General features: G+C 51.6%; 15 protein-coding genes. 12 read left to right on the top strand and 3 right to left on the bottom strand.

Annotated features, from left to right (window positions below; translation table 11 throughout):
• Positions 1–4: 4 nt before the first annotated feature.
• Together QET93_RS11120 and QET93_RS11115 are read right to left on the bottom strand one after the other, a co-directional pair.
• Positions 5–889 carry a 4-hydroxythreonine-4-phosphate dehydrogenase PdxA gene (locus tag QET93_RS11120; RefSeq protein WP_280132399.1) on the bottom strand — a complete coding sequence of 295 codons (885 nt, stop codon included), beginning with the start codon at positions 887–889 and terminating at the stop codon, positions 5–7.
• A 6-nt stretch (positions 890–895) separates the two neighbouring features.
• Positions 896–1264: a hypothetical protein gene (locus QET93_RS11115; RefSeq protein WP_280132400.1), complete on the bottom strand. Its 369-nt coding sequence runs from the start codon at positions 1262–1264 to the stop codon at positions 896–898.
• A gap of 201 nt (positions 1265–1465) precedes the next feature.
• Between QET93_RS11115 and QET93_RS11110 the strand changes: the two genes are divergently transcribed.
• The 3 genes from QET93_RS11110 to QET93_RS11100 are packed head-to-tail and all read left to right on the top strand — an operon-like array spanning position 1466 to position 4996.
• Positions 1466–2518 carry a hypothetical protein gene (locus QET93_RS11110; RefSeq protein ID WP_280132401.1) on the top strand — a complete coding sequence of 351 codons (1053 nt, stop codon included), beginning with the start codon at positions 1466–1468 and terminating at the stop codon, positions 2516–2518.
• An 11-nt stretch (positions 2519–2529) separates the two neighbouring features.
• Positions 2530–4134 carry an OmpA family protein gene (locus QET93_RS11105; RefSeq protein WP_280132402.1) on the top strand — a complete coding sequence of 535 codons (1605 nt, stop codon included), beginning with the start codon at positions 2530–2532 and terminating at the stop codon, positions 4132–4134.
• Positions 4135–4177: 43 nt separating this feature from the next.
• On the top strand, positions 4178–4996 hold the full coding sequence (locus QET93_RS11100) for an HAD hydrolase family protein (RefSeq protein WP_280127204.1): 819 nt from the start codon (positions 4178–4180) through the stop codon (positions 4994–4996).
• A 4-nt stretch (positions 4997–5000) separates the two neighbouring features.
• Here QET93_RS11100 and QET93_RS11095 read toward each other — a convergent pair whose 3' ends face one another.
• The gene (locus QET93_RS11095; RefSeq protein ID WP_280132403.1) at positions 5001–5126 is read right to left on the bottom strand and encodes a hypothetical protein; all 126 of its coding nucleotides are present in this window, start codon (positions 5124–5126) and stop codon (positions 5001–5003) included.
• 485 nt (positions 5127–5611) lie between these two features.
• Between QET93_RS11095 and QET93_RS11090 the strand changes: the two genes are divergently transcribed.
• From QET93_RS11090 to QET93_RS11050, 9 genes are all read left to right on the top strand, one after another.
• Positions 5612–6202 carry a LemA family protein gene (locus QET93_RS11090; RefSeq protein ID WP_280127202.1) on the top strand — a complete coding sequence of 197 codons (591 nt, stop codon included), beginning with the start codon at positions 5612–5614 and terminating at the stop codon, positions 6200–6202.
• A 43-nt stretch (positions 6203–6245) separates the two neighbouring features.
• Positions 6246–7586, top strand: a complete 1341-nt coding sequence (locus QET93_RS11085) for a LemA family protein (RefSeq protein WP_280127201.1) — start codon at positions 6246–6248, stop codon at positions 7584–7586.
• 72 nt (positions 7587–7658) lie between these two features.
• The gene (locus tag QET93_RS11080; protein ID WP_280127200.1) at positions 7659–8333 is read left to right on the top strand and encodes a DtxR family transcriptional regulator; all 675 of its coding nucleotides are present in this window, start codon (positions 7659–7661) and stop codon (positions 8331–8333) included.
• 71 nt (positions 8334–8404) lie between these two features.
• On the top strand, positions 8405–8767 hold the full coding sequence (locus QET93_RS11075; protein ID WP_322189990.1) for a FeoA family protein: 363 nt from the start codon (positions 8405–8407) through the stop codon (positions 8765–8767).
• A 23-nt stretch (positions 8768–8790) separates the two neighbouring features.
• Complete coding sequence (feoB, locus tag QET93_RS11070) at positions 8791–10869, top strand: ferrous iron transport protein B (RefSeq protein WP_322189989.1); 2079 nt, start codon at positions 8791–8793, stop codon at positions 10867–10869.
• 143 nt (positions 10870–11012) lie between these two features.
• Entirely contained in the window at positions 11013–11555 is a 543-nt protein-coding gene (locus tag QET93_RS11065; RefSeq protein WP_280127197.1) for a hypothetical protein, read from the top strand.
• 108 nt (positions 11556–11663) lie between these two features.
• Positions 11664–12737 carry a hypothetical protein gene (locus tag QET93_RS11060; RefSeq protein ID WP_280132406.1) on the top strand — a complete coding sequence of 358 codons (1074 nt, stop codon included), beginning with the start codon at positions 11664–11666 and terminating at the stop codon, positions 12735–12737.
• Complete coding sequence (locus tag QET93_RS11055; RefSeq protein WP_280132407.1) at positions 12734–13366, top strand: ATP-binding cassette domain-containing protein; 633 nt, start codon at positions 12734–12736, stop codon at positions 13364–13366. The genes QET93_RS11060 and QET93_RS11055 overlap by 4 nt, the downstream gene beginning before the upstream one ends.
• The gene (locus QET93_RS11050; RefSeq protein WP_280132408.1) at positions 13329–14465 is read left to right on the top strand and encodes a hypothetical protein; all 1137 of its coding nucleotides are present in this window, start codon (positions 13329–13331) and stop codon (positions 14463–14465) included. The genes QET93_RS11055 and QET93_RS11050 overlap by 38 nt, the downstream gene beginning before the upstream one ends.
• Positions 14466–14550: the final 85 nt, after the last annotated feature.

Raw genomic sequence — 14550 nt, 5'->3', positions numbered from 1 at the left:
AGGTTCAGAACTGGAGCCTGCTGTGCGAGGCAACCTGAACGGCTACCCGGAAGGCCTGCAAGGTACTGGATGGGTCGGCGATGCCTTTGCCGGCGATTCCGAATGCCGTGCCGTGATCTGGGCTGACGCGTGGCCGGGGCAGACCGAGGGTGATGTTAACGGCTGTGTTGAAGTCGAGCATCTTCAATGGAATGAGCCCTTGGTCATGATAAGGAGCCAGGATGCCGTCGAAACGGCCTTGCAGGGCATCGCGGTAGACGGTGTCCGGTACTTCGGGACCGTAGAAGTCGGCGTCGGGGCATTCCTTGTTGAGAATGCCGACGGCAGGAGCGATGATACGCATGTCTTCGCTGCCGAAAGCTCCGTCTTCACCGGCATGGGGGTTGAGGGCGGCGAGGGCGATTTGCGGACGTTTGCATGTGCGGCACAGGCAGAAATCGGCCAGCAGCTTGCCGATGCGAACGAGTTCCGAGGTCTTCAGAAGGGAAGGAACATCTTTGATCGCAACGTGGGTGGTAGCCAGTGCCACGGTCAGGTGGACGCCGGAAAGGCACATGGCAAAGTTGGGTTCTCCAAGGCGGGCGGCAAAGAATTCCGTCTGCCCCGGCCAGGCGAAACCGACTTCGTGGAGTGCTTCCTTGGAGACGGGTGCTGTGACGATGGCATCGATAGTTCCATGGCGCAAAGCCTGGACAGCCAGTTCCAGATGGTCGAAGGCGGCTTGGGCGGACTCGCGCGATGGAGAACCGGGAACGGCATTGATTTTTTCTCCGATGAGCGTGTATTGGACGTTTCGGGGCAAATCGGGAGAAGCCAGGGCTTGGGCGATGACTTCCGGCCCGATGCCGGCTTGGTCTCCGAGTGTATAGCCGATTGTGATCTGGGACATCTATGATTATCGGATTTCGTTTTGTTCCGGAGATTGAACGGGTTCCGCGGTAGGGATATCCTCGGAATCGGAGACTGGTTCTGCTGTCGGGATGTCTTCTTCCGGCTGGGAGACCGGAACTGGCTTGACGGGCATGACGTTATCGGAAATAGAGTAGGGGTCATGCGCCTGATTCGGGGAATCCTGCTTGCTGGATAGAGGTTTTTGATCGGGGTGGAGAGAATCAATGGAATACCGCTTCGTTGTGATCATGGGATCTTCCGGGTTCCTCACGGAGAATTCTATTTTGGCATTGGTATTCCATTGATAGAAAGCTGTTGCGGCTAGCATGACGATAACGATAAACAGAAGGATGGAACCAAGGCAGGATCTCATGCCGACAGCATGAAGCCGAAATGCCGTTCATTCAAGTCAGATTGAAAGAATTTCCTCTTTGAATCAGTACATACTCCATGTATAAATCCGTCTGTAATCATGCTGTTCGGGATGCATGATATGTAAATCTTCCTGTGTGCTGTGCGCTTTTTCCAACAGATCTTATCGAAAGCCTTCAAGCTGTTTCTTTGGCTTGTTGCGGTGTTGGTTATATTGATGGCGTGGTATGCGTGGTATGCCTCGACACCGGTTCTCGTGCCCTATACCCGTCCCGCCGGCGATATACGCCGGGCGGAAGGATTGGACCTTCGTTTCCTGGAGTTTGACGGAGCGGACGGCGTGAAGGTAGATGCCTGTATTGTGTCCATGAAAAACCAGGGAGGAGAAACGACTCCCCGCCTGAGCCGCATGAGGGACCTTTTGAGAAATCGAGGGAAGTTATCCAATCTGGAACGACAGCCCGGCATTGTCCTGATCAGTACGACTTGGAATCATGGAATTGAGAATTCCATGAACTATGCAGAGAGTCTAGCCAGTGCCGGCTATACCTGCGTGTTGTGGAATTCCCGGGGAAGAGACCAGGTGAGGCCTTATTGTTCGTATGGTTATTATGAATCGGCGGATGTGCCATTGCTGCTTGATGCCGTGGAGAAGGAATTGGGAGATACTGCTCCCGTTGCGGCCGTGGGGCAGGGATTTGGTGCGGCGTTGCTGATGCAGTCCGCCGTCAGGGAACCGCGCATCCGCTGTGTGGTGGCCATGGACAGTTTTTGCATCTTAAAGTCCGCCATCATGCGGGCCATGGAGGATGACATGGGCAAGCCGACATGTTACGCCGCGTTCTGGTTGGCGGAATTGGGGATATGTACGCGTGCTGGGTATAGCAGCTACGATGTCGTTCCCGTCGATGCCGCCCGTGATTTGACGGTTCCCGCGATGCTGGTTTGTACGGATGAGTTGTTCTTTTCGGATATGAAGGATACGCTGACTTTGTATTCTGCTGTCACTTCGGAGAACAAGGTTGTGTACAATGGCCGGGCGGACGGAGAACCGTACGGTACAAAAACCCGGGAACATGTGCAGATGGTGGAGGGTAAAAAGGGGGAAAAGTTCGAGGAACGTTATCAAATCCACGTGTATGACGGGGAAGACGATTTGATGGCTTCCGTTGCTGAGTGGATTCAGGACAATAACCGTCTGCCCAAACCTAAGGTGCTGCCTGGTGAAATCCCGGGATCGGCTCGTAAAATTTGATTCATTTTCGCATGACAGGATCGGAAAACACTCACATCGTCCAAAATCAGCGCCGCAAATCCAGATTTGCTTTGCGGAGCCAGAGGCATTTCTGGGCGATTGTCCTCGGTGCCCTGACAAGTGCCATTCTGGTCCATTTATTGGGTTATTTTGTCTTGCGCGTAACCGGGGTGGGGATGACTCTTTCTCCTGTGGAAGGCCAGTTGCCACCAAATAGCAAAGAGGAAATTCTTCGACCCGTCGTCTTGCAAAGTGACGAAGAAGAGCGAGAGGAAATACCTGATGAATTGCCTACTGCCGACCCGGACAATTTGCCTGTGGAGGATATTCAGACTCCGGATCCGGTTGATATGGAACTGGAGGATGTGAGTATTGCCCCCGGAGAGACGTCCATTGGGCTGGAAAGCATGGATTCTACGGAATCCCAGGCTCTTGCTTCGCAGATGGAGCAATTGGCTGATTCGGTTGGCTCTGCCGGCAGCCCGGAACCGGGCATGAGCGAGGCATTGGCGATTACGTCCAATCCGCTCAAGGTTGTCAAGTCGGACGGACTGCCGGAAATCGACCCTGATGTATGGAACAGGGAAAATCTGACGGGCAATAAAGGAGTCAGCGATGCCAACTTACCGAGCGGTACGAAATCCTTGACTGACCTGTTGGCTCAGCCCTCCAATTCACTCGGGAAGAAGAGCGGTCATGGATTGATCGGTGCAGACCTGTTGTTTGAATATGACAAAGCGGTTATGAAGAATTCCGCCAGAATCGGCTTGCTTCAGCTCGCGGCATTGATCTGCAAGAATCCCCAAACTTCATTCATTATCGAGGGCCATACGGACAGTTTTGGTTCCCGGGAGTACAACAAACTCCTTTCCCTCATGCGCGCCAATGCCGTCCGGTTGTGGCTCCAGGCCAATGGGATCGACATGACGCATGTGTACATCAGGGCATGCGGGAATGAACGTCCCGTTGTGCCGATTACCGGTGACCGCAGAGCCCAGGCCGCCAACAGACGTGTGGAAATCCACATGCGCAAGAAGGGTGAAGATCTCCCGGCGGATGCCTTGCCGATCTCATACAAAGTGGATATGGAAACTCCGATCGCACGTCAGATTGCCGCGATGAAGCAAGGGACTGGGGCTTTGCCTGTTCCTTCTTCGGATCAGGGGCGTCCTGTAGCTCCCGTTGTTCCTGCCAAACCGGTTGTCCCTTCGGTGCCTCCGGTCACTTCCCCTGCTGCTGTTCGTCCCGCAACGCCTACTCCGGCGGCGGGGAATGTTCGCCAGCCGTCTCCGGTTGTCGTTCCGGCACCCGGTCAAGGGCAGGGGACTGCAACCGGTTCTTCCGTTCGTCAGGGAGCCCGGCCTCCTGTAGTTTCCGGCTCCAACCAGGAAGCGCCGGTGGTTGACGATGAGGAGGTCGATTTGGAAGATTTACCTGCCCGCGTCGTTGGCAAGGAGGATGATATTCCTGTTGCCCAGCCTGTTCACGATGATATTCCCGCCGCTATTCCCGTGGCGGAACCGGTACACGGTTCCGGAGCCGATCCTGCCGGAAAACCGGAGAAGGGCGGGAATAGTCCTCAGGAACCGGCTTTTCAGGAGCCTCTCCTGCCCTGAGAATGGGTTGCCATGCGGTAATGCTTCAGGTACGGTGGGGCATATGAGATTGCAAGCGCTTCCTCCTCCGGATCGTCCGGGATGGTTATTGTCCTTTGATTTCGACGATACGTTGTACGATGCGCGTTCCGCCCATGGCGTGCCACCGGATTTCTTTTCTCTGATACGCAGGTTGCGTACCGACTACGGAATCATGTGGGGGATCAACACGGGCAGAAGTCTGGACTACCTGGCGGAAGGTTATGAACGCGATTCACGGGCGCCTTTTGCCCCGGATTTTTTAGTGACGCGCGAGCGCGACATCCATCTTGCAGATCAGGGCCTTCATATCAGGCCCTATGTACCGTGGAATGATGCCTGCGATGAAGCACATGCCAAGTTGTTCCGGCATTACCGCAAGTTTTTTACGGATTTGCTCCGTGATTTGGAAGCTCATTGCGCCCATGTGGATTGGTGGTTGCAGAAGGAGGATCCTTACTCTCTGGAAATGGCTGATCCGGCGGATCTCGATTGGGCGGAGCGACTCATTATGCCTGCTATCGCCGAACATCCTGAAATATCCTTCCAGCGGGCAGGTCCTTATCTGCGATTCTGCCATGCCGATTACAACAAAGGAAGTGCACTGGCCCATGTGGCGGAACTGCTCGGGATACCGGGAGAGCGCATCTGTATTTTCGGGGACAGTTTCAATGATCTGGATGCGATGAAAGAAAATCCTCAGGCGTTTTGCTGTTGTCCTTCCAATGCCGTAGATTCCGTTCGTCACCTTGTGGCTGCCCGAGCCGGTTATGAAAGTCCTTTTCCTGGGCCTGAAGGTGTAATGGATGCCTTGGTGCAGTCTGTTATCCCTTGGATGGAATGAACGCTTATTCCCGTTCCGGCAATGTATCCCAGTGATCGATTGTTTGAGCCTTGATGTAACTTGGGGTAATTTTGAGTTTGACAAAATAGAACTGCGATAGGATCGTGATAGGCAATGGAAAATCAGACATCACCCCCTCCCTTTTCCGGTGAGACAGCCATGTCCCCCGAGTTGAGAAGATTGTATTCCATACGCATGTGGGCGGCGTTGTCTCCTTTGTTGGCTCTTCTGCTGAATCTATATTTTTGTAATATTATAGTGCCGGCCATTCTTTTCCTGTGTTTCAAGGATACGACTCCGCAAGCGGTTCCTTTCTTCAAGAGAGTGTTGAATTTCCAGATTTCATGGACTATCTGGTTGATTGTTGGATGCATCATTTTAATGTTGATAGCGGGTGTTGGATTTTTCCTGACTTCTGCTGGTCATGCGAGGGAGCCAGGTGTGGCAATATTTTGGGTTCCAGTCTTGTTGTGGGTTCTTCTTGTAATAGCGTATATGATTGTTTTTCTTGTATTTACAATCATCATGCTAGTCCGGGCCAATTCTCGTCCCGACTATGTTCCTCCATTGACGATCCGATTTTTCAAGGACTAATACCCATCATATTTTCTGACTATGTTTGCAACTATTGTTTGTTTGGCGGTTATTATCGTTGCCGGAGGCATGGTGGCTTCCGGTTACAACGGTTTGGTGACGTTGCGCAATGCCGTTCGGAATGCTTTTGCAGGTATCGACGTGCAACTTCAACGCCGGTATGATCTCATCCCCAATCTCGTTGAAGTTGCAAAAAAATACATGGAACATGAACGCGAGACGCTGGAGGCTGTGATTGCGGCACGTAATGTGGCATGCAAAGCCTCTGAAAAAGCAGTGATTGATCCGGCGAATCCGGAATCGGTTAAGGCTCTGGTTGCTGCGGAAAACTCTCTTGGCGGTGTCATGGAGCGTCTGTTTGCCCTGTCGGAATCCTATCCCGACTTGAAGGCGGATAGTCAAATGTCCAGATTGATGCAGGAATTGCGTGAGACGGAGGATAGTGTTGCCTATGCCCGGCAGACGTATAACAACGCCGTGATGAAATACAATACGAAGCGGGAGGTGTTCCCGACGAATGTTATTGCATCGGTGTTCAACTTCCAGCCGTCGGAGATGTTCAAGGTAGAGACCGAAACGGCCCGGCAGGCACCGAAGGTAAGTTTCCAATAGAAAGAGCCGGCGCTGGATTCCAGCGTTTTTCCCTTGATGATCCATGCAGGAGCTTCTCTTCCTTTCCGATTCATTGGAAGGCTATTTGTCATCGGGAGAATACATGGCTTTTGTTCTTAGTGTCCTTGTTGCCGGATGCTGGCTGCTTTGTCCCTGGGTGTTGTTGAGGGGAAGCCACCGCGCCAACCGGTTGAGGCGCTTGATGGATGCCCTGCCCACATCCAGTGTGCGTGGAGTGTTCATTGGATTGGTGGAGTTGAAAGGGACGGCGGAATGCGCCGATCCTCTGGTATCGTTCATCGCTGAAAAACCATGCGTGTGGTACAGCTACACGGTGGAGGAACATTGGAGGAGGGTGGAGGTGAGAACCGTCGTTGAGAACGGTAAAAGGCGTACCCGTACGGTGGTGAGGTCGGGATGGTCGACTGTGGCAGAGGGTGGAAGACTGAAGTCATTTTTCCTGCGGGACGATACGGGGGAAATTGCCGTTCATCCCCAAGGTGCGGATATAGAACCGATGCGAGTGGCCTCTTTCTTCAGTACTCCTTCCGATGATGCCTACTATGCCAAAGGACCGCAGGGGAGTATTGCCAATAGTACATTTGAACGTCGCTTCACCGAGGAGGCCGTTCCCATAGGAACGAGGATTTATCTGGTAGGACCGTCCCGTGAATGCCGGGATAGAGTTGCTGCCGAAATCGCCTCCGGCCAGGATGGGGAAGAGTTTATCATTTCTACTCGCGATGAGGAAGCCATCAGGAGAACGAAAGGGGTTAAAGCATGGTGTTTTGCCATACTGGGACTGGGGATTTTGGCGGGAGGCTCCTATTTCCTGAGATCCGGGATCTACGGAATTGACTCCGCCGATGGCAGTGCGTGGCCCTTGTGGATTGTTGCCGGAGGCATTTATGTGCTGGCTTGGCTGGTGTCGTGGATGTGGACGGTGTATAACAGCCTTGTCGATATCCGTAACCGTGTGCGGCAGGGATGGGCCCAGGTAGAGGTTCTTTTACAGAGACGTTATGAATTGATCCCCTCTCTGTGCCGGGTGGTTGAGGAATATACGCGGCATGAGAGTGAAGCCATGTTCCTGGTTGCCCGTTTGCGACGCCGGCAGCAATTGGATCACGAAAGTATCAATGCTCTGCAGGAGGCATATCCCGGTTTGAAAGCGGCTCCCCTGTATGAACAACTCATGCAGGAACTTTCCGATACCGAGTTGCGCATTGCCATGGCGCGGGAGTATTACAATACAATTGCCACGCATCTGAATACGCGTTTGGCTGTGTTCCCCGACGGAGTAATCGGGAATATGTTTGGTGTAAAATGCGTCAATTTGGTTGAAGGGGTATTTCGGGATGATTCCTGCGTCAAGGGGGAATGATGTTCTTGAGATGTGAAGGAAAGTTAAGTCTTGCCGTTTTAGCGTATATGACTATCATATTTTCTCTATGCCATGGAATTGACCAAGAGCAATGAAGATTATTTGGAAGCGATAGGACTTCTCGTTCGTGAACGTGGCATTGCCCAGGTCAGGGATATTGCCACGGTGATGAATGTGAAAATGCCTTCAGTTACCTCGGCTGTACGCCAACTGGCGGAACTGGGCCTGGTGGAATATGTCCAGTATGCTCCTGTCAGGTTAACAAAGAAGGGGGCTAAACTGGCTGACAGAATTATCCAGTGTCACAGGACTCTTCATGCATTCTTTAGGGATATTCTGCAATTGCCGGATAGCCGTGCGGATGAGATAGCCTGCCAGGTGGAGCACGTCATGACTCAGGAGGAAATCGAACGCATTGCGGAATTGACGGCTTGTGTGACGGCTCATGCTCCTCTGTTGAAAGGTTTTATCGATGTCGGACAACTATCCGATAATGAGGATCAGGTAGTAACGCTTGACCGGGTGCGTACCGGTCAGCGGTGTATCATCAAGTCTGTGGATCCGCAGATGAAAGGAATTGCCAGAATGGCGGATTTGGGACTGGTGCCGGGAGCGGAAATTTACGTAATCGGTTCGGCTCCGATGGGGGATCCCATCAGCATTCGCCTCCGCGGCTCATGTATTGTGTTTCGCAAGGATGAGGGAATGTCCGTTACCGTCAGAATCCTTGATGACGGTAAAAAGTAATGTTCAAGGCAACTTTACATGCAGTCGGACATTGACAGTGACTTAGATTCTTCTAACATTACTTCCGCACTATGAGGAACCACGGAGAAGAGAACTGCCTGTGCCATTGCAAGAAACGCGGGAGACATGTGAGGAGGCGGTTTTTGTGGAGAAGATTTCGTCGTTTTTTTGGCAATTGCGAAAATGGCCGCAGAATGGGTGAACCGAGAACTTTGGATCGGGTTCGGATCAGGCATTCCGTCAGGATCATATCGGTCCGGATGGACAGACTGGGCATGTACAAGCTGGCCGACATGGGAATTACGCCCGGCGTCGTGGTAGAAATCCAGGAGAAGGCGCCTTTTGGCGGTCCTTTGCTGATCCGGGTACGCGGTTCCGTGCTGGCTCTGCGTCCTCACGAGGCTTCGCGCATCGAAGTTCAGGCTGAAGTATAAAAACAGGTTCAATGAAAGAACACATGCCCAAAGTGGCCTTGCTGGGAAACCCCAATTGCGGCAAGACGACGATTTTCAATGCTCTGACCGGCGCCCGGCAGCACGTTGGCAATTACCCTGGAGTGACGGTGGAGAGTAAGAGTGGCGTGATCCATACGGAGAGGGGGGATGTGCTTGCGGTAGATCTTCCTGGGGTATATCGCCTGGGCGGAGGCGCTCCCGAGGAACGGGTCGTGACGGAAAGTCTTTCAGGAAAAGATATTGATTTGATTGTCAATGTGGTAGACAGTACCAATCTGGATCGCCATCTGTATTTGACGCTTCAACTCTGGCATTTTTCTCTTCCCGTAATCCTTGTGATGAATATGACGGATGAGGCGGAATCCCAGGGCCTTTTGTTTGATGTGGAACTGCTGGAGAAACTGCTGGGAGTGCGCATCGTCCGGACTTCGGGTTCCCGTGGCGAAGGGATTGAGACCTTGAAGCGCATGATTGCTTCCGTCGCCTTCAAACCGGGTGGCTATGAGCATCCTAAACCCATGCCCTACGGGGTGACCGAGGAAGCTGTCATCGAGGAAATGAAGGAGTCTCTCCGAAATGCCGTTTCCGGCAGGGATCCCGAGCCTGAATCCTATTTGGCGGAAAAGCTTTTGGAAGGGGATCAGGAAATAGTCTCACGTTTCGAGCAACGAGGGAATGAGGGCAGGGCCGCCGTTGAAAAGGCTGCTCTTCTCCGCCGTGTGTTGACCGAGAGGGACAATCTCCCGGCTCCGGTCGTTTTTGCCGACAGGCGGTACGGCTATATTTCCGGTCTTGTCCGCGAGGTGTTGTTGGAAAATCGTCGGGAGCGTCTTCTCTGGACGGATCGTCTGGATTCCGTAGCAACTCACCGCTGGTTCGGTATACCGCTGTTTCTGGTGGCCATGTACGTTGTTTTTTACGTGACGTTTACTTTGGGGGATCCTCTTGTGGGATGGACCGAGACCTTTTTCGAGTGGTTGGGGGCGAAGGCGGGTAGCCTCTTATCGGATTCCCCTCAATTACAATCTCTCGTGTGTGACGGAGTGTTGGGTGGTGTTGGAGGGGTTTTGTCCTTTATTCCGACGATTCTGATTTTGTTCTTATTCATCGCCTTGCTGGAAGAGAGCGGTTATATGGCTCGTGCCGCCTTCATCATGGACAGGTTCATGCATAAGATGGGGTTGCATGGCAAGAGTTTCATTCCCATGCTTATCGGTTTCGGCTGTACGGTGCCGGCCATGATGGCAACGCGCAGCATTGAGTCTCGCCGCGACCGCTTGGCGACTATTTTCGTGCTTCCCTTGATGAGTTGCGGAGCGCGGCTTCCTATTTTCGTTCTCTTCATTACGGCTTTGTTTCCGGAAGGTTATCAAGCCGAGATTCTGTGGTGTTTCTATTTGATAGGAATCCTTCTGGCTGTCAGCACGGCACGTGTGTTGAAGTCTACTTTGTTCAAGGGTGGGGATGAATTGTTCATCATGGAGTTGCCTCCATACAGGATGCCGTCGTCATGCAACCTTATGATGGTCATGTGGCAGCGGGCTTTGATGTATTTAAAGAAAGCCGGAGGGATGATTCTTTTCGCATCCGTAATCCTTTGGTTTCTCAACACGCATCCGGGATCTGAAGACGAAACCGTTCGTCAGGAAGATGGGGGCGTCGTCGCATCGGCCCAGGTCTTGGAACATTCCTACTCGGCATCCATCGGACGCTTTTTCGAGCCGTTGACCCAGTATGCCGGGATGGATTGGAAGACCAATTCCGCATTGATCGGAGCTTTTGCCGCCAAGGAAATTTTCGTGGCCCAGCTCGGTATCCTGTACGCCGTACCGGAGGGAGCTCAAGATGATTCCGGAGAAAAACAGGCGCTTTTGCGCCGGGAGATCAGTACCCATTATTCTCCCCTGCAGGGGATTTGCCTCATGCTTGTCTGTCTGATTGCCATGCCATGCATGGCGACGGTCGCAACGATGAAGAAGGAGTCCGGCTCGTGGTTGTTCACACTCGGGAATGTACTTTTCCTGAACTTTATGGGTCTGTTCCTCGCAATACTGGTATATCAGATCGGTCTGAGACTGTAGGAAAATCGGAGTGGAATGGGAAGAAGAGAGGATGTCTCGTCTCTGGAAACCGCTTTCTTTCAATACTCTTGCAAGTTGTATGAATTATTCATTGACTCGAACACCCTATCTCCTATAGTTAGGAACACTGCACTATTCCTGGTATGAGATTTCCTTCTGTTAAAAAATCAGCCTCTCTCTTCGCGCTTGCTCTTGTAGCGTTCAACTTCGTATCCTGCGGTGGTAGCGGGAGTAACAATACGAGTGCGTGGGATTCGCTTCCTGTCGGTTCCAGACTGGACTTGAATATGAACGAGTCTAGCGATGCCCCACTGTTCCTGACCTGCGTTGTTACCAATAACAATGTCGGGCAGATGACGTTTAAAGGCAAAGATCCCGCCACTAATGTTGCGTTCTCTTTCCAGAGAACCGGCACCAGAGCCATATTTACAACGTCTTTCAGGTATGTAGATGAGTCCTATATTACGTATCCCGGGCCTGTCATTCATGTTTTGTATATGCAGGCGGGTGTTCAGGCTACGTTGGATCTTGGAGACAAGGTGGAGGAATCCGGTAAGCTTCCTACCTATCTTTCCGGTAATTGCGATTATGAGGTAACCCTTGATGGTCACGAAGAAACCGCAACGGAGAAAAAGACATACAAAGGAACCGGTATTTATGGGATCAACTATAATGCCAATAATTAACCTCCGGGGATAGTTGTCTGCGAGAATCCCGCGTAGTACACAGAACTTAGATGAATAAGCGTGACCTTTGAGGAGGTTGCGCTTATTTTTTCAGCGATGGAAGGAAGGATGATCTCGTTGCTCAAGTATTGGATTGGGATTTTGTGTGTCTTGTTTGGGACGTTGGGCGAATTGTCGTATGCCTCCGGCGAACAGACCGGGACTTCCGATGCCGTCCGGAAAGAGTGGTTTTACGTCGGACAGTACCGTACTAAAATAGCTCCGGAACGGGCCCGCGTCTTTATGATGCCGGCACAGGGTGTTGTGACGGATCTGGTGGCGTCGGATAAGCGCATTGCAAAAGGAACAATCATTGCCCGCGTTAACAAGGAGGACTTGGAACTGGATCGCAAGACCATGGAGATGGAAATCCTCAAGGAACGGGTTGCTCGCAAAGACGAAATTCAGAAATTGCGCAAGGAACGTGAAGAAATTGAATTCATCAGTTCTCTGCCCCGCAAGGAACGTCAGTTCTATGACCAGAGCGGGAAGAATGTCAATTCCTCCAAGGAAGTCCTGAAAACCATTGACGAAAAGATTGAACTGGCGCAGCGGCAAATTGAGCTGCTTGATTCTCAAAAACGTGCGGAATTCGCGAAGAAAGAGGAATCCTACGTAGTAAAGATGCCTTATGACGGTCGTCTTCAGTACCAATTTCAGAAAAATGATTCCAGTGACCAGGAAGGAGCATTCCTGGAAACCGGGAAGGAAATTGCTGCCGTCTGCGATGATTCGGCATTTTATCTGACAGTGGTTATTTCCAATCCGGAAATTGCGAATATTCCTTCCGATAAATTGAAATTGAGTCTGGAAGTGAATAATTCCTGTGTGATTGACGGCCATTTTTCCCACAAGAGAGTGGAGAAGAATCAGTCCGGGGGAGGGAACATGGACATGCTTGTGTTCTACTTTAAGGTCGATCCCAAGGATCATGATATCCTCTATTCCATGCTGGGAGCCAATTGTGTGGCCAAACTTTACTTCAAGGTTGATGACGATATCCGCGTGTTCGGGAAGATGGATCTCGCCCGTCTGCCTTTAGCTTCCGCCGCAATTGATTGGCAGGAAATCATCAAGCAGGTGGCTCCCGATTACGAATTGATTTTGATCGGGGAAACTCAACTTTTCGCCCGCAAGAAATGAAACTTGAATGTGATGCCGTAACGTTTGAATACGTCCGCGGGAAAAAAGTTTTCGATCGTTATACGAAGACGTTTTCAGCGGGGATTACCGTCTTGAAGGGATATTCCGGGTGCGGGAAAACAACTCTGTTGAAAATCCTGGCGGGATATTTGAAAATTTCCTCCGGTCACATTGTGACGCCCAATGGCTGTTCGATCAACAGCCTTGCGTTTCGCCGGAAATACGTGAGCTACATGTTCCAGGGGATTAACCTCCTTCCTCTGGCTACGGTGAGCCGTAATTTGAGATTATGTGCCGAAATGGCAATGATGCCGTCTTCAAAGTGGAAAAAGCGTGCGGACGATTTGACGGAAGCCTTGGGATTGAAAGACCTGCGGAACAAAAAAGCGAACAGCCTCTCCGGTGGACAGGCGCAGAGGGCGGCTCTTGCCAGAACCCTCATGAAGGATTCCCCGATTTTGTTATTGGACGAGCCGACATCGGGCTTGGACGACTTTAACACCAACATTATTAAAAACCTGATTGTAAGTGATGCCGCCAACAAGATTTGTATCGTGAGTACACACGATGCCCGGCTTCTGGAGATAGCAGATGAAGTCATTGATTTTAACCAGCCTGTATCTCTTTAAGGATACGTTGTACCGCTGGAAGGAACGCCCTTCCAGTCTGTTGTCGCGTATTCTCGTGGTGTTTTTCCTGTCTGTGTGTGCCTTGTCCGTCTTGGCCACGTATGTGATTTCGACTCAGACTTTGAGAAATGAAGTGCGGAAGAATGGGGGGGACATGGTTATCATGTCCGATTTTGAGACCAAGGCGGATCCGGGGAAAACCAGGTTGATGAAAGAAAGCCTTTCCTCCCTTTGCGATGCCGAGATGGTGATTGTCAGCGAATTGTCCGTCGGTGACATTGAAGGGAAGAAAATCCCTATTGTCGCTTACAGTGACGAATCCTTGTCCGGGCTGAAAGATTTGCCCCTCCAGGAATTCCCCTATCTGGCACTTATGCCTCGAAGCGAAGGCGTGCTTCCGGCTCCGTCCAAATTGACGGTGGAAGATTTTTCCTTTCCCATTGTTGTGAGGGAAATGCCTTCCGGACATGTATTGGCGCATGTGTATAGCCGGGGTGTTATTCTCGTGCCGGAAGGCGTTGTGGATTTGTCCGGCAGCAACGCGATGGTGCATCGCAACTTTTTGGTACGCGTCAAGGAAATGAACTATGTGACGCTCAAGTTGGTTGAGGATACATTGAATAACATCGGCCGTCTCGACGGAACGACAACCCACGCCCGAAGCAGCGCCTCTATTCTGAAGAAGCTGGAATCCCTGCTGGATAACCAGACGGAGTGCCGTGCCGGTTTCTCCCTGGGAATCGCCTTCATTGTAGGGATTCTGCTGACGGCTTTGGCATCGATGGAATTCCGGCAGAACGAGTATGTGTACACATTGATGAAGAGTTTTGGCGTCCAGCCATTCATGCTGGTCATGACCTTTATTGCAGAGAACCTTTTCGTGGTATTGGGGGCTTTTGTCCTGGCCGTCGTGGTGTTTATCCGGGTGCAGGACATGCTCCTCAGGGAATTCTTCAAAGGAGCCAATCCTCTGCTTGGAATCCAGGAACTCCTCCCGGAAATCATCCTTCTTTCCGCCTCTCTCGTTGTCTGTGTCCTGGTCTCATCCGTTCCGATTATGGTATCGGCTTACCGTGAGATTGGCCGCGTTTTGAAATAATCGTATCCGAAATACTAAAAATATGTTGGGCAGTGAGTCCGGAATGGTATAAACTCTTGTCGCTTTTCCTATTTATTTCCGTTTG

Origin of the sequence: Akkermansia sp. N21116 (genome assembly GCF_029854705.2) — a bacterium.
Classification (GTDB): domain Bacteria; phylum Verrucomicrobiota; class Verrucomicrobiia; order Verrucomicrobiales; family Akkermansiaceae; genus Akkermansia.
This window is presented reverse-complemented; position numbering and strand designations above follow the sequence as displayed.

Coding starts and splice junctions, on each gene's coding strand:
- QET93_RS11120 (WP_280132399.1), bottom strand. CDS start 889: ATGTCCCAGATCACAATCGGCTATACACTCGGAGACCAAGCCGGCATC.
- QET93_RS11115 (WP_280132400.1), bottom strand. CDS start 1,264: ATGAGATCCTGCCTTGGTTCCATCCTTCTGTTTATCGTTATCGTCATG.
- QET93_RS11105 (WP_280132402.1), top strand. CDS start 2,530: ATGACAGGATCGGAAAACACTCACATCGTCCAAAATCAGCGCCGCAAA.
- QET93_RS11100 (WP_280127204.1), top strand. CDS start 4,178: ATGAGATTGCAAGCGCTTCCTCCTCCGGATCGTCCGGGATGGTTATTG.
- QET93_RS11095 (WP_280132403.1), bottom strand. CDS start 5,126: ATGTCTGATTTTCCATTGCCTATCACGATCCTATCGCAGTTCTATTTT.
- QET93_RS11090 (WP_280127202.1), top strand. CDS start 5,612: ATGTTTGCAACTATTGTTTGTTTGGCGGTTATTATCGTTGCCGGAGGC.
- QET93_RS11085 (WP_280127201.1), top strand. CDS start 6,246: ATGCAGGAGCTTCTCTTCCTTTCCGATTCATTGGAAGGCTATTTGTCA.
- QET93_RS11080 (WP_280127200.1), top strand. CDS start 7,659: ATGGAATTGACCAAGAGCAATGAAGATTATTTGGAAGCGATAGGACTT.
- QET93_RS11075 (WP_322189990.1), top strand. CDS start 8,405: ATGAGGAACCACGGAGAAGAGAACTGCCTGTGCCATTGCAAGAAACGC.
- feoB (WP_322189989.1), top strand. CDS start 8,791: ATGCCCAAAGTGGCCTTGCTGGGAAACCCCAATTGCGGCAAGACGACG.
- QET93_RS11065 (WP_280127197.1), top strand. CDS start 11,013: ATGAGATTTCCTTCTGTTAAAAAATCAGCCTCTCTCTTCGCGCTTGCT.
- QET93_RS11060 (WP_280132406.1), top strand. CDS start 11,664: ATGATCTCGTTGCTCAAGTATTGGATTGGGATTTTGTGTGTCTTGTTT.
- QET93_RS11055 (WP_280132407.1), top strand. CDS start 12,734: ATGAAACTTGAATGTGATGCCGTAACGTTTGAATACGTCCGCGGGAAA.
- QET93_RS11050 (WP_280132408.1), top strand. CDS start 13,329: ATGAAGTCATTGATTTTAACCAGCCTGTATCTCTTTAAGGATACGTTG.